A 15,779-nucleotide genomic window follows, 5' to 3' on the forward strand; every position below is an offset into this window, starting at 1 on the left:
CAAGCGGCCCCGAGACTTGGCCGAAGCGGCCGGACCGAAGGACTTCACGCACATGACGAGTTTCCCGACTGCGCTGCATCACCGAATCCGCGAACTGGCGCGCCTCGCGCCCGACGCCCCCGCCATCGCGGTCCCTTTCCAGAATGACTTGCGCCTGACGCGCGGCGCGCTCGACGCGCGGGCATCGCGGCTGGCCCGGCAACTGCGCGCGGCCGGCGTCGGCGCGGAAGTGCGGGTGGGCGTGTGCGTCGAACGCTCGGGCGAACTGTTCGTCGCGCTGCTGGCCGTGCTGAAGGCGGGCGGCGTGTTCGTGCCGCTCGATCCGCGTCACCCGGCCGCGCGCCTCGACTGGATCGTCCAGGATGCACAGTTGCGGCACGGGATCGTCGATGCGGCCGGCCGCGCAGCGCTCGGCAAGCCGTTCGAACACGCGTTTGACGTGGCCGCCGACGCGGCGGATGGGCAGGAGATCGTTGCGGAGGACGAAGCAGTACCCGTCCACCCGCGTTCGGCCGCCTACATGATCTATACGTCGGGGTCGACCGGCACGCCGAAGGCGGTCGTCGTCGAACACGGGCCGCTCGCCGCGCATTGCGATGCACTCGCTGCCGCGCTGCCGATCGAGGCCGGCGACCGGCTGCTGCATTTCGCGTCGGTCAATTTCGACGCCGCGCACGAGTGCTGGCTCGCGCCGCTCGCGACCGGCGCCAGCATCGTCGTGGCGCCGCCGCAGCCGTTCGCACCGGATGTCGCGCATGCGTTGCTGGTGAGCGAATCGGTCAACGTGGCCGCGTTCCCGCCCGCGTACCTGCGCGAATTCGCGGCGGTGGCCGCGCGCGACGGCGTGCCGCCGGCACTGCGCGTGCTCGCGTTCGGCGGCGAGGCGCTGCCGCAGCAGGCGTTCGAATTCGTGCGCAGCACCTTCCCGTCGGTACGCCTGATCAACGGCTACGGGCCGACCGAGGCCGTGATCTCGCCGATGCTGTGGCCGGTCGAACCGGGCGAGACGCCGGTGCTGGCTGCCGACGATGCGTACGCGTCGTTGCCGATCGGCCGCGTGATCGGGCCGCGCATCGCGCGTGTCGACGGTGGCGAGGCCGATGGCGTGGGTGAGTTGCTGCTGGGCGGCGTCTGCGTCGCGCGCGGCTATCACGGCCGCCCGGCGCTGACGGCCGAACGTTTCATTCCCGATGCGGACGGCGAACCCGGTGCGCGCGTGTACCGCACCGGCGATCTCGCGCGGCTGCGCGACGACGGTGCATTCGACTACCTCGGCCGCCTCGACGATCAGGTCCAGGTGCGCGGCGTACGCGTGGAGCCCGCTGAAATCGCCGCGTGCCTGCGCTCGCATCCGGCCGTGGCCGATGCGGCCGTGGTGGCCGAAACCGGCAACGGGCCGACGCGGCTGATCGCTTGCGTCGCGCTGCGCGGCGCGGCCGATGACGCAGCACTGAAAGAACATGTGGCCGCGCAGCTGCCGGCCGCATGGCAGCCGCACCGGTTCGTGCGGTGCGATGCGCTGCCGTACACGCTGAACGGCAAGATCGACCGTGCCGCGCTGCGCGAGCAGATCGCCGCCGCGCGCGACACCGCGCAACGCAGCGGCGACGCACCGCGCACGCCGACCGAACAACAGCTCGCCGGCCTCTGGCAGACGCTGCTCGGCCTCGACGTCACGCCGTCGCGTGACGATCGTTTCTTCGCGCTGGGCGCCGATTCGCTCGCCGCGATGCAGTTGCAGGCCGCAATCCGTGCGGCAGTGCGCGTGAACCTGCGGCTCGATGCGCTGTTCGCCGATCCGGCGCTGTTCGAACTGGCCGAAGCGGTCGATCGCGCGGAACGCGAAACCGGCGAGCCGCTGGCCATCATTTCCGCGCGCCGTGTACCGGCCGATGCGGCCGTGTCCGCCGTACCGCATGTCGACCGTGCCGCGTCGCTCGCCCAGCAACGTTTCTGGGTACTCGCACAAACGCGCGATGCAAGCGCCGCGTATCACATCGCCGCGCACTGGACGATCGACGGCACGCTCGATCGCGCCGCGCTGCAGCGCGCGCTCGATCACGTGATCGGCCGCCACGAAGCCTGGCGCACGACGCTCGTCGACGACGACGACGGCGTCGTGATGCAGCGGATTCATGCCCGTCTGCCGGTGTCGATCGCCGACATCGACCTGCGCGACCAGCCGCCCGCCGCCCGCGACGCGCAAGCCGCGCGTCTCGCCGAGCGCGATGTGGCGGAGCCGTTCGACCTCGCACGCGGCCCGCTGCTGCGTGCGACGCTGGTCGCACTGGCCGACGACCGCCACCGCCTGCTGCTGACCGCCCATCACGCGATCACCGACGGCTGGAGCTCGCGCTGCGCGTTCGACGAACTGTCGGCCGCCTATCGCGCGTATGCCGAAGGCCGGGAACCGTCGCTGCCCGACCTGCCGATCCAGTACGCCGACTATGCGGACTGGCAACGCGACATGCTGGCCGGCGGCGAGGGCGAGCGCCAGCTCGACTACTGGCGCGGCGCGTTGCGCGACGTGCCGGGCCCGCTCGCGCTGCCGGTCGACCGGCAGCCGGGCGCCACACGCACGCTGCAGGGCGCGCGCGTGTCGGTGCGGCTGCCCGACGCGGTCGCGGCCGACGTGCGGCGACTCGCGCGCGACGCGCAGGCAACGGTCTTCACGGTGCTGCTGGCCGCGCTCGATGCGTGGCTGTCGCGCGTGACCGGCGCAACAGATGTCGTCGTCGCGGTGCCGGTTGCGCATCGCCAGCGCCCGGAAACGCGCGCGCTGCTCGGGCTGTTCCTGAATACGGTCGCGCTGCGTGTGCAAGTGGCGCCGACGCTGCCGTTCCGCGCGCTCGTCGATGCGGCGCGCACGGCGGCGCTCGACGCGGTCGCGCATCAGGACGTGCCGTTCGAGCGCGTCGTCGACGCGGTGAAGCCGCCGGTCAAGCGCGGCGACGAATGGCTGCGCGTGAAATTCGCGCAGCAGTTCGACGCGCGGCACGACAGCGTGCTGCCGGGCGCGACGGCCGTTGCAACGCCGGGGCCCGACCTGGCCGCACGCTTCGACTTCGCCGTGGATTTCACCGACGATGCAAATGGCATCGAACTGGTCGCGGCCTATGCGACCGACTGCATCGATGCCGACACCGCGCGTGCGTGGCTCGACAGCTACGCGGCGCTCGTCGGTGCGGCCGCGCGCGATCCGCACCAGACGACGGCCGTATTGCCGTGCGACGCATCGGCCGCTTCGCGCCAGCCGCGCGACGGCCGTGCGCTGCACATCGAACATGCTGACATCGTCGCCGCGTTCGCGCGGCAGGCAGCCGCGTATCCGCATCGCGTCGCGCTCGCCGATGCGTCGGCGTCGCTGACGTTCGCCGAGCTCGACGACGCATCGAACCGCATCGCTCGCGCGCTGACCCAGCGCGGCGTGGCGGCCGAGACGTCCGTCATCGTCTCTATCGAACGCTCGGCGCGCTTCGTCGTCGGCCTGCTCGGCGCGCTGAAGTCCGGTGCGCTCGCCGTGTTGCTCGATCCCGCGCAGCCCGCCGCGCGACTGGCCGCGGCGGCCGCCGACTGCGGCGCGCGCTGGGCGCTCGTCGCGGAACCGGCCGCATGGCCTGCCGGCATCGACGCACAGCCGCTCGACGTCGACACGCTCGCGCAGGACGCAACCCTCGCGCACGCAACCGGCTTGCGCATTGCACCGCATCCGGAGCAGGGCGCATACCTGATCTATACGTCGGGCTCGACCGGTACGCCGAAGGGCGTCGTCGTGTCGCACGGCGCGCTGGCCGACTACGTGCAGGGGATGCTCGACGAACTCGCGTTCGCACCGGACGCGTCGTTCGCGATGGTGTCGACCGTCGCGGCCGACCTCGGCCACACGACGCTGTTCGGCGCGCTGTGCGCGGGCCGTACGCTGCACCTGCTGCCGGCCGCGTGCGCGTTCGATCCGGACCTGTTCGCGGACGAGATGCGCCGCCGCGACGTCGGTGTCCTGAAGATCGTGCCGAGCCACCTGCAGGCGCTGCTCGACGCACGTGTGCCGGCCGACGTGCTGCCGCGCCACGCGCTCGTGACGGGCGGCGAAACGCTCACGTGGGCGCTCGTCGCGCGCGTGGCCGCGCTTGCGCCGGCCTGCCGCGTGATCAACCACTACGGGCCGACCGAAGCGACCGTCGGCGCGATCGCCTGCGACACGGCGTCGATCGCCGCCGATGCGCGCGATCCGGCGAGCGGCGTGCCGCTCGGCCTGCCGCTGCCGAATGCGCGCGCGCTGGTGCTCGACGCGTTCGGCGCATGCGTGCCGGCCGGTGCGACGGGCGAGCTGTACCGGGCGGGCCGGGCGTCGCGCGCGGCTACCTGGGGCGTCCGGCGCAGACCGCCGAGCGCTTCGTACCCGATCCGTTCACGCCCGGCGCGCGGCTGTATCGCACCGGCGACCGTGTGCGGTTGTGCGCGGACGGCCGTCTCGCGTTCCTCGGCCGCATCGACGACCAGGTGAAGATTCGCGGCTACCGCGTCGAACCGGGCGAGGTGAGTGCGGCAGTGCGTGCGGCCGGCCCGATCGCACAGGCCGAAACGCTCGCGATCGACCACGACGGCCGCCTGCGGCTCGCGACGTTCGTCGTGATGCGCGACGGTTCGACATTCGACGAGGCGGCCGTGCGCGCGGCACTTGCCGCGAAGCTGCCTGACTACATGGTGCCCGCGCAGTTCGTCGCGCTCGTGCGCCTGCCGGTCACCGCGAACGGCAAGATCGATCGCGCGGCGCTGCGTGAACTGGCGGCGGCGCCGGTCGTGACCGCCTCCGGCGATGCACCGCAGGGCGCGATCGAAACGGTGCTCGCCGAAGTCTGGCAGGCCGTGCTGAAAGCGCCGAAGGTCGGCCGCGACGACAACTTCTTCGAGCTCGGCGGCGATTCGATCCTCGTGCTGCAGGTGATCGCCCGCGCGCGCAAGCGTGGTGTGCGCTTTACGCCGAAGCAGCTGTTCGACGGCCCGACGGTCGCCGAACTCGCGCGTACCGCGAAGACGGAGGACGTGACTGCCGCCGCCGCGCAGCCTGCCATTGCGGCCGCAGCCAGCGCGCCGGTAGCAGCAAAGGTCCTGACGCCCGCGCAGCAGCGCTTCTTCGCGCTCGATATCCCGCATCCTGGCCACTGGAACCAGTCCGTTGCGTTCGACGTGCGCGGGCCGTTCGACGCCGATGCATTCGCGCGCGCGTTCGACGCATTGCTGACGCATCACGACGCGTTCCGCCAGCGTTTCGCACGTGGCGCGGACGGCAACTGGCATGCGAGCGAGGCGGCGAAACCGTACGACGCGCTGCCGTTCGTCGAAGTCGCCGCCCGCGACGAAGCCGACGCACTCGCGCGCTTCGACGCGCTGCAGCGCCGTCTCGACCTCGGCCGCGGGCCGCTTGCCTGCGCCTGCGCGGCACGGCTGCCGGACGGCGCGACGCAGCTGTATCTGGCGATTCACCATGCGATCGTCGACGGCGTGTCGTGGCGCATCCTGCTCGACGACCTCGACACGGCCTACCGTGCCGCATGCGAACGCGCGCCGGTTCGACTGTCGCAGCCGGGCCTGCGTGTGGATGCATGGGCTGCACGGCTCGCCCGTGCGGCAACGGAACCGGCATCGCCGTTCGCGGCCGAGGCCGCGTACTGGGCCGGCATGGCGCAGGGTGACGACATCGTGCCCGATCATCCCGACGCGGCGGCGACGAACGCCGATGCGGCCGCTGTCGTGCAGACGATCGACGCAGCCGTGACCCGGGCGGCGCTGACCGATGCGCACGCGGCCTACCGCACGCAGACGATCGAACTGCTGGGCGCGGCGCTTGCCCTGGCACTGGCCGGCGTGAGCGGTGCCGCATCGTGCCGAGTAGAACTGGAAGGGCATGGCCGCGAGGCGCTGTTCGACGACGTGGATGCCAGCCGCACGATCGGCTGGCTGACGAGCCATTACCCGGTGACGTTGCCGGTCGCGGCCACGGCAAGCGACACGCTGTGCGCGGTCAAGGACACGCTGCGCGCGGTGCCGCACAAGGGGCTGGGCTTCGGCGTGCTCGCGCATTACGGCGATGCGGCGACGCGAGCGGCGCTGGCCGCCGTGCCGCGTCCGCGCGTCACGTTCAACTATCTCGGCCAGTTCGATGCGCCGCGCGACGCAACGCTCGTGCCGCGCTTCGGCGGCACCGGCGTCGAGCGCGACCCGCAGGGGCCGCTCGGCAATACGCTCGCGATCCACGCATACCTCGACACGGATCGCGACGGCGCACGCACGCTGAAAGTGCACTGGGTCTACGGCGCACCGCAATTCGAGCGTGCGACGATCGACGCATTCGCCGAACGTTTCGCGGCGGCGCTGCGCGAGCTCGTCGACGCATGCGCGTCGCGCGTGGCGCATCGTGGCGGTGGCGCGACGCCGGGCGATTTCCCGCTCGCGCAGGCCGCCGGGCTCACGCAGGCCGCGATCGACCGCACGCCGCTCGACTGGCGCGCGATCGACGACGTGTATCCGTTGTCGCCGATGCAGCAGGGCATCCTGTTCCATGCGCTGTTCGCCCCCGGTCATGCCAGCTACGTGAACCAGCTCGTCGCGACCGCGACCGCGCTTGACGCCGACCGGCTCGCGGCCGCGTTCGACGCGTCGATCGCGCGCCACGACATCCTGCGCACGAGCGTGATGCCGGACGAAGCCGCGCCGCTGCAATGCGTGCATCGTCATGCGCGGATGCCGGTCGAACAGCTCGACTGGCGCACCCGCGGCGACACGTTCGACGCCGATTTCGACACCTGGCTCGCCGCCGATCGCGCACGCGGTTTCGACTGGCGCGAGCCGCCGCTGATGCGGCTCACGTTGATCCGCGTGACTGACGACGCATGGCGCGTCGTGTGGACGCGTCACCACGTGCTGCTCGACGGCTGGAGCACCGCGCGCCTGCTCGCCGGCGTGCTGCGCGACTATCGCGACCCGGAGGCCGTGTCGCCATTCGCGAGCCGCCCGGCGCTGCGTTATCGCGACTTCATCGCGTGGCTCGGCACGCGCGACCGCGACGCCGACGAACGCTTCTGGACGGAACGCCTCGCACGACTCGACGCGCCGACGCTGATCGCGGAACGCACGGCCGACCGCGCGGATGCCGACATGGTCACGTGGCGCGCGACGCTCGATGCCGACACGCTGACGCGTGTCGCTCAGACGGCGCGCGCACTGAAGCTGACGGTCAACACGCTGGTGCAGGGCGCGTGGGCGCTCGCGCTGCAGCGGATGACGCACCAGCCGGCCGTCGCGTTCGGCGCGACCGTCGCGGGCCGCCCCGATGCGCTCGCGGACGTCGATTCGGTGCTCGGTCTCTTCATCAACACGCTGCCGGTGATCACGGCGCCCGCGCCGCAACAACGCGCGGCCGACTGGCTGCAGACGCTGCAACGCGAGAACGCGGCCGCCGCCGAGCACGCCCACACGCCGCTTGCCGACATCCAGCGCTGGGCGCGCGGCGCGGGCGGCGCACTGTTCGACACCCTGGTCGTGTTCGAGAACTACCCGGTCGACGATACGATGCGCGACGCCGATCCGCGAGCGTTGGCGTTGAGCGGTGTGCGCAGCATCGAAGCGACCGATTTCGCGCTGACGCTCGTGATCGAGAGCGGCGCCGAGCTGACGATCGACTATGGCTACGACACCGCGCGCGTCGATGCACGTCAGGTTGAAACCTGGCACCGCGCCTTCGCGTGCGCACTCGATGCACTGGCCCGCACGCCGGATGCGTTGCTCGGCACGCTGTCGATCGCCGACGAAGCGACTCGTAACGCACTGGCGCAAGCGCAAGACACCGCCCGCGCATGGCCGGCTGCGCAGCAACAGCCGCTGCACCTGCAATTCGCCGATGCGGCACGGGCGACGCCCGACGCGATCGCGCTCGAATACGAGGACGTACACGGTGGCGTGCATCGCGCGACCTATCGCGAACTCGATGTCGGCACGTCACGCATCGCGGCTGCGCTGCGCCGGCGCGGCGTGCAGCCCGACACGCCGGTCGCGCTGTGCGTCGAACGCTCGTTCGACATGGTGATGGCGCTGGTCGGCGTGCTGAAGGCCGGCGCGGCCTACCTGCCGATCGATCCCGACTATCCGGCCGAGCGCATTGCCTACATGCTGCGCGACGCGCGGCCGGCCGTCGCGATCACGCTGGCCCACCTGCGCGAGCAGGTCGAGGCCGCGCTCGGCGATGGCGTCGCCACGCAGTTGCTGACGGTGGCGGACCTGCTCGCCGATGAAGCCGAAGGCGACGCCGCCGGCGCGACCGCCACGATCGACGATGCCCAGCTCGCGTACCTGATCTACACGTCCGGTTCGACCGGGAAGCCGAAGGGCGCCGGCAATACGCACGGCGCGCTCGCGAACCGGATCGCATGGATGCAGCACGCCTACCGGCTGACGCGCGACGACGTCGTGCTGCACAAGACGCCGTTCGGCTTCGACGTGTCGGTGTGGGAGTTCGTGTGGCCGCTGGCGATCGGCGCGAAGCTCGCGATCGCCGCGCCTGGCGACCATCGCGATCCGGCGCGTCTCGCAGCGGCGATCCATGCGCACGGCGTGACGGTGCTGCACTTCGTGCCGTCGATGCTCGCCGCGTTCGCCGCGTATCTCGACGATTTCTCGGCCGCTGCACAGTGCGACAGCGTGCGCCTGATCGTCGCGAGCGGCGAGGCGCTCGCGCCGGAACTCGTCGCAAAGCTGGCGCGGCTGCTGCCGAACGCGACGCTCGTGAACCTGTACGGGCCGACCGAAGCGGCGATCGACGTGTCGCACTGGACCTGCGGCCCCGACGACGCGCATGCGGTTGCCGTACCGATCGGCCATCCGATCGCGAACCTGCAACTGCACGTGCTCGATGCGGCATGGCAGCCGGTGCCGGTGGGCGCCACCGGCGAACTGTATCTCGCGGGCGCGGGCCTTGCGCGCGGCTATCTCGGCCGCCCGGCGCTGACCGCCGAGCGCTTCGTGCCCGATCCGTTCGTGCCGGGCGCGCGCATGTACCGCACGGGCGACCTCGCACGTCGGCGTGCCGACGGTGCGCTCGACTATCTCGGCCGCGTCGACACGCAGGTGAAGCTGCGCGGCCAGCGGATCGAGCCGGGCGAGATCGAGGCATTGCTGCGTGCGGCGCCCGGCGTGAACGACGCGGTCGTGATCGTGCGCGACGAGCAACTGATCGGCTATGTCGCACGCGGCGACGCAGGCCCGCTCGACCGGGCGGCGCTGCTCGACGCGCTGCGCACGCAGTTGCCGGCCTACATGGTGCCGTCGCAACTGATCGAACTCGACGCGTTGCCCGTGACGCCGAACGGCAAGTGCGACCGCCATGCGCTGCCCGCGCCGGTGCGCGAAGCGGCGGCCGACGTCGAGCTCGCGACCGACACCGAGCGCGCGCTCGCCGCGATCTGGCAACGCGTGCTGCACGTGGACGCGATCGGCCGCGACGGCGATTTCTTCCTGCTCGGCGGCCATTCGCTGCTCGCGACGCAGGCCCACGCTCAGGCGAACCTGCACTGGGGGCTCGCGTTGCCGCTGCGCACGCTGTTCGACACACGCACGCTGGCGCGCTGCGCGGAAGCGATCGACGCGGCCTGCGCGGCCCGTGGCGAGACCGATGCGGCGAGCGCGATCGACGCGCTGCTCGGCGAACTGGAAACCCAATAAGGACGACGGATGACGAAGGTTCAACCCGACTGGCTCGCGCTCGCGACGCGTTTCGCGCAGTTGCCCGACGCGCAGCGCGCGGTCTTCATCGACAAGCTCGGCGCGGCCGGCATCGACTTCCGCGTGCTGCCGATCCCGCCGCGCACGCCGCGCCACGACCGCGTGCCGGCGTCGTTCGCGCAGACGCGGCTGTGGCTGCATGCGCGGCTGATCGATGCGCCAGACGCGTATCACATCACCGAGCGCCTGGCACTGACGGGCCCGCTCGACGCGCATGCGCTGCGCCTCGCGTGCGACGCGCTGATCGCACGCCACGAGGCGCTGCGCACCACCTTCGACGAAGCGCAGGACGGCGTCGCGCAGACGATCCATGCACCGTTGCGCTGCCCATGGCGCGAAACCGATCTTGAAGGGCTGCCGGACGCGCAACGCACGGCGCGCGCGGAAGCCGTCGCGACGGCCGACGAAGCCGAGCCGTTCGATCTCGGCGCGGCGCCGCTCGTCCGCGCGCATCTGGTGCGTTTCGATGCGACGCATCACTGGCTCGCGTTGACCGTGCATCACATCGTGTCGGACGGCTGGTCGTCGGGTGTGATGCTGTTCGAGCTTGCGGCGTTCTATCGCGCCTATGCGTCGGGCGAACCGGTGCCGCTCGCGCCGCTGCCGATCCAGTACGCCGATTACGCGCTGTGGCAGCGCCGCTGGCTCGACGCCGGCGAGCGTGACCGCCAGCTCGCGTTCTGGCGTGAACGGCTCGATCCGCAACGCGGCGTGCTGGCGCTGCCGGGCGCGGCCGCACGACCGGCGCGCCGCAGTGCGCGCGGCGCACGCCACGTGTTTTCGCTCGACGCGCGCATCGGTGCGCAACTGCGCGCATTCGCAGCCGCATCGGGCGCGACACCGTTCGCGGTGCTGCTCGCTGCGCTCGATGCGCTGCTGGCGCGCGCGACCGGCGACGCGCGGATCTGCGTCGGCGTGCCGGCCGCGAACCGCGAACGCGCGGAAGTCGCCGGCCTGATCGGTTTCTTCGTCAACACGCTGGCGATCGATGTCGACGTGCCCGCGCACGGCGATTTCTCGTCGCTGGTCGCACGCACGCAGCGCGCGCTCGTCGACGCGCAGATGCACCAGGACGTGCCGTTCGAGCAGGTGGTCGACGCGCTCGGCGTGCCGCGCAGCGCGAGCCATCATCCGCTGTTCCAGGTGATGGCCGCCTACGGCGAGCGCCGCGCGCTGCCGGCGCTCGGCGCGGCATCGGCCGCGTTGCTGCCGTCGGGTACGCCCTCCGCGAAATTCGACCTGACGCTGTCGGTCGAAGCGACGCCGGACGGTACGTTCGACGCCGCCTTCATCTATGCGCTCGACCTGTTCGAAGCGGACGCGATTGCCCGGCTGGCCGCACGCTTCGTCACGCTGCTCGCCGATGCGCTCGCGCGCCCCGACATGCCGATCGGCGATCTCGACTGGCTACCCGCCGCTGAGCGCGAGCAGCTCTTCGCGTGGAACGCACCGGCAGGCGCAACCGCGACTGAACCGTTCGTGCCCGTGCATGCCCGCATCGCCGCGCATGCTCACGCACGGCCCGACGCACGCGGCGTCGCCGATATCGATCGCGCGCTGACGCGCGGTGAAGTCGATGCGCGCGCGGCGCGCCTGGCACGCCACCTGGTGGCGGCCGGCGTTCGGCCGGAAATGCGCGTCGGCGTCGCGCTGCAGCGCTCGGTCGACCTGCTCGTCGCGCTGATCGCGGTGCTGAAGTCGGGCGCCGCGTTCGTGCCGCTCGACCCCGCGCATCCGCGCGAACGGCTCGCGCAGATCGTCGGCGACGCGAACATCGCGCACGTACTGACCGACGGCGCGAGCGCCGCGTCGCTGCCCGAACTGCCGGATCTGCGCCTCTGGCGCGCCGATGAAGTCGATGCCCTCGACGAAGCCGCGCACGTCGTGCTGCCGGACGTGCTGCCGGGCCACGCGGCCTATGCGATCTACACGTCGGGCTCGACCGGCAAGCCGAAGGGTGTGATCGTCGACCATGCGTCGTTCGCGCTGCATTGCGCGGCGATCGCCGAGCGCTACGGCGCGGGCGAGAACGACGTGTTCCTGTTGTTCCAGTCGGTCAACTTCGACGGCGCGCACGAAGGCTGGTTTTCGCAATACATGTCGGGCGCCGCCGTGTCGGTGACGGCCGACGTGCTGTGGCCGCCCGCGCAGACCTGCGCGATGATGGTCCGCGACGGCGTGACGATGACCTACGTGCCGCCCGGCTGCGCCGCGCAGCTCGCCGAATGGGCGCTCGCGCATGGCGCACCGCCGACGCTGCGTTCGCTGACGGTCGGCGGCGAGGCGACGTCGCGCGAGGCGTTCGCGATGCTGCGCCGCGCGCTGCCGAACGTGCGCGTGGTCAACGGCTACGGCCCGACCGAGACGGTCATCACGCCGACGCTGTGGATGTTCCGGCCCGGCGACGATCTCGCGATGCTCGGCGACGCCGCGTACCTGCCGATCGGCACGCTGGTTGGTGCACGCACCGCGCACGTGCTCGACGAACGGCTGCATCCGCTGCCGGTCGGCGTGATCGGCGAGCTGTACCTGGGCGGCGAGGGGATCGGCGTCGCGCGCGGTTATCTCGACCGCCCGGCACTGACGGCCGAGCGCTTCGTGCCCGATCCGTACGGCGCGCCGGGCGCGCGGCTGTACCGCACGGGCGACCTCGTGCGGCGCCGCGCGGATGGCGTGTTCGACTTCATCGGCCGCGTCGACCACCAGGTGAAACTGCGCGGGCTGCGCATCGAACTCGGCGAGATCGAGGCCCAGCTTGCCGCGCACGAGGCCGTGCGGGAAGCCTGCGCGGTCGTGCACGGGCAGGGCGCACTGGCGCAGCTCGTCGCTTATGTCGAACTGACCGCCGACGCACGGGCGGCCGCGCAGCCGGTCGAAGCCGCGACGCTCGACGCGCACCTGCGCCGCACGCTGCCCGATTACATGGTGCCCGCGCAGCTGATCGTGCTCGACGCGCTGCCGCGCAACGCGAACAGCAAGGTCGACCGCGCACGGCTGCCGGCGCCGGTACGCGTCGAACGTGCATACGAAGCGCCGCACGACGGCGACGAAGCCGCGCTTGCGGCGATCTGGTGCGACGTGCTGAATCTCGAGCGCGTGGGCCGTGGCGATCACTTTTTCGATCTCGGCGGCCATTCGCTCGCCGCCGTACGCGTCGCGACGCGCGTGGCCGAACGGCTCGGCCGCGACGTGCCGGTGCGCGCGCTGTTCGAGGCGCCGGTGCTCGCGCAGTATGCGTTGCAGGTTGCCGATGCGCCGCGCGCGGCGCACGCCGGTGCGGCGGCACCGGGCGTGGCCGTCGCCAAACCGGATGCACATGGCGTGTGGCCGCTGTCGCCGGCGCAGCTCGGCCTGTGGTTCCTGTGGCGCGCGCAGCCGGACAGCGCCGCGTACAACATTCCGGTCGCGCTGCGGGTGCGCGGCCCGCTCGACGTCGATGCGCTGCGTGCGGCCTTCTCGGATGTCACGGCCGTGCATCCGGCGCTGCGCGCGCGGCTCGTCGCGCGTGACGGCGCCATGCCGGGCCAGCGGATCGATGCAAATGTTTCTGTCGAACTGCCCGTGATCGACCTGTCGGCGCAATCCGATGCGCTCGTTCGCGCTGCGGTGCTGACCGACGAGGATGCACTCGCGCCGTTCGACCTGGCTGCCGATGCGCCGCTGTGGCGCGCGCGCGTGCTGCGGCTCGACGCGGACGACCATGTGCTGTCGATGACGATTCATCACATCGTGTCGGACGGCGAATCGATCGAGCTGTGGCTCGATGCGGTTCGTGCGCGCTATGTTGCGCGTGTGCAGGGCGGCGCCGGCGCCGTGCCGGCCGACGAGGCCGTCCAACCGGCCGCCCGACCGCTTGTGCTGCCCGCGCCGTGCCATCCGGCCCGCGTCGCCTACTGGCGTGACGCGCTGGCCGATCTGCCGGCGCGCGTGCTGCCGCAGCGCGCGAACGCGCCGGCCGTGCCGCAATGGCGCGCGGCCCGCATCGCGTTCGAATTCGCCGGCGCGCTGATCCGCGCCGCACGCGACACGGCGTCGGCCGCGCACGCGACGCTGCCGATGCTGCTGCACGCGGCGCTCAACACCGCGCTGTTCCGCGCGACGGGCGCGGCCGACCAGCCGGTCGGCGTGCTTGCGTCGACGCGCGAGCTGACGGGCGATGCGGCCCGCGACGCGCTCGGCCTCTTCATCAATTCGGTCGTCGTGCGCACGCGGATCGACCCGGCCGCGCGCCGCGCGGACGTGCTCGCACAAGTGCGCGATACGGCGCTCATGGCCTACGCGCACGCCGACGTGCCGTTCGCGGACGTCGTCGCGGCGCTGCGCGCGCCGCGTGCCGCGCAGGCCAATCCGCTGTTCCAGGTGATGTTCAACTACCTGCGCCCGACGGGTGCCGCGGCGCGCGACTGGGCCGGCCTGTCGCTGGCCGGGTTCGACGACGTGCGCCATCGCGTCGTGTTTACGCTGGAGCTGGACGTCGTCGAGCATCCGGATGGCCGCGTGAGCGCCGCGTTCTCGTATGCGGACGAACTGCTCGATCGCGGCTTGGTCGATGCGCTCGTCGATCTCTATCACGACGAAGTCGCGCGTTTCGCCGGCGCGTCGGAAGCGGTGCTCGGTGCGCCCGACACGCGTGCCGTTGCGCAGGCGTCGCATCGCGCGCAGACCGGAAGCAATGCGCGCGCCGCAACGCCGCGGCGAGCGCCGCATGCGGCTGCCGCGCTGGCGGCACTGTGGTCCGACACGTTCGCGACGGCTGCGCCTGAACCCGATGCCGACCTGTTCGAAGCCGGTGCGACGTCGTTCGACGTCGTGCGCTTCGTCGACGCGGCCAGCCGCGCCGGTCACGCGCTGACGGTCGCCGACGTGTTCGCGTCGCCGACGCTCGGCGCACTCGGCGCGCGGCTCGATGCGCACATGGAAACGGGGCAGGAGGCGCGCCATGCTGGCTGAAGTGCGTCCGGACGGATTCACGATGCTCGATACCTACCGCCTCGCGTTCGCGGACGGCCTGTTCGCCGTGCGTGACGGCGTGGAGATCCGCGTCGCGCAGGGCGACGGCATCGGCGCGCAGTTGCTGCGCGCGCAACTCGGCGACGACGGCGCGCTGCGCCTCGTCGCATACAACCATCGCGCGGCACCGGCCGACCAGCGGCGTGCGCTGCTGGCGGCCCCGGCCGCGGCGTTTTCCGACAGCGCGCGCCACGCGGCGATCCGGCTCGACCCGGCCGCATGGCCCGCAGTCGCGCTCGATGCGCTGCGCGCGAGCGGCGTGCTGGCCGACGGCGGCCGCTGCATGCGTGAAGGCTGGGCGCAGCAGGCCGACCTGTGGCGCGTCGGCCCGCATCTGCCGTGCGCGACGTTGCCGACGTTCACCGACGGCCGCCGTCACCCGCGCCGGCCGCCGGCGCCGCGCGGCGACGTCTACGCGCGCGACCTGCCGGCGCTCGGCGTGCGCTTCACGCTGCGCGGCTGGCAGCCGGCCGAGGACACCGCGCGACTCGCGCGCTGGTTCGACGAACCGCGCGTGCGCGACGGCTGGCCGGGCGCGCAGCCCGGCACGGACGGCACGCAGGGCACCGCACCCGGCACCGATCCGCACGTGATTCCGCTCGTCGGCTGCTTCGACGGCGAACCGTTCGCGTATGTCGAGGCGTACTGGCTGAAGGAAGACGCGCTCGCGCCGCACGTCGCGGCACGCGACTACGACCGCGGGCTGCGGATGCTGGTCGGCGAGTCGCGCTGGCGCGGCCCGCATTGCGTGGCGGGCTGGCTGCCGTCCGTCGTGCATTACCTGTTTCTCGACGACCCGCGTACCGAGGCGGTCGGCTGTGCCGTACCGGCCGGCCACGCGCGGGTTGCCGACCATCTCGCGCGGCACGGCTTCGCGCGGCAGCGCCGTCTCGCGCTGGCCGACGCACAGCCGCTGTGGATGCGCACGCTGCGCGAGACGTTCTTCTCCGGCCGTCACGTCTGACGGGCCGGATTTACCGACAAGGGAGCTGAGA

The 15,779-nt window shown here is 72.1% G+C and carries 2 protein-coding genes and 1 pseudogene; all 3 read left to right on the forward strand.

The annotated features are described in order from the left end of the window. Positions 1 to 52 precede the first annotated feature (52 nt). The 3 genes and pseudogenes from LXE91_RS13705 to LXE91_RS13715 all read left to right on the forward strand — a co-directional run bounded on the left by LXE91_RS13705 (position 53) and on the right by LXE91_RS13715 (position 15,748). Positions 53 to 9,714: pseudogene (locus LXE91_RS13705) on the forward strand (amino acid adenylation domain-containing protein). A gap of 9 nt (positions 9,715 to 9,723) precedes the next feature. Next, positions 9,724 to 14,724 (forward strand): non-ribosomal peptide synthetase, encoded by a 5,001-nt coding sequence (locus LXE91_RS13710; protein ID WP_039358647.1) that lies wholly within the window; start codon positions 9,724 to 9,726, stop codon positions 14,722 to 14,724. Continuing rightward, positions 14,714 to 15,748, forward strand: coding sequence for a GNAT family N-acetyltransferase (locus LXE91_RS13715; RefSeq protein ID WP_278068086.1), 1,035 nt, complete (start codon positions 14,714 to 14,716; stop codon positions 15,746 to 15,748). Before LXE91_RS13710 ends, LXE91_RS13715 begins: the two co-directional genes overlap by 11 nt. The last annotated feature ends 31 nt before the right edge of the window (positions 15,749 to 15,779 follow it).

It is taken from the genome of Burkholderia contaminans (genome assembly GCF_029633825.1).
In the GTDB taxonomy this organism is placed as follows: domain Bacteria; phylum Pseudomonadota; class Gammaproteobacteria; order Burkholderiales; family Burkholderiaceae; genus Burkholderia; species Burkholderia contaminans.

Excerpts from the sequence above, each read along its gene's own strand:
- LXE91_RS13710 (WP_039358647.1), top strand. The coding sequence starts at position 9,724 with ATGACGAAGGTTCAACCCGACTGGCTCGCGCTCGCGACGCGTTTCGCG.
- LXE91_RS13715 (WP_278068086.1), top strand. The coding sequence starts at position 14,714 with ATGCTGGCTGAAGTGCGTCCGGACGGATTCACGATGCTCGATACCTAC.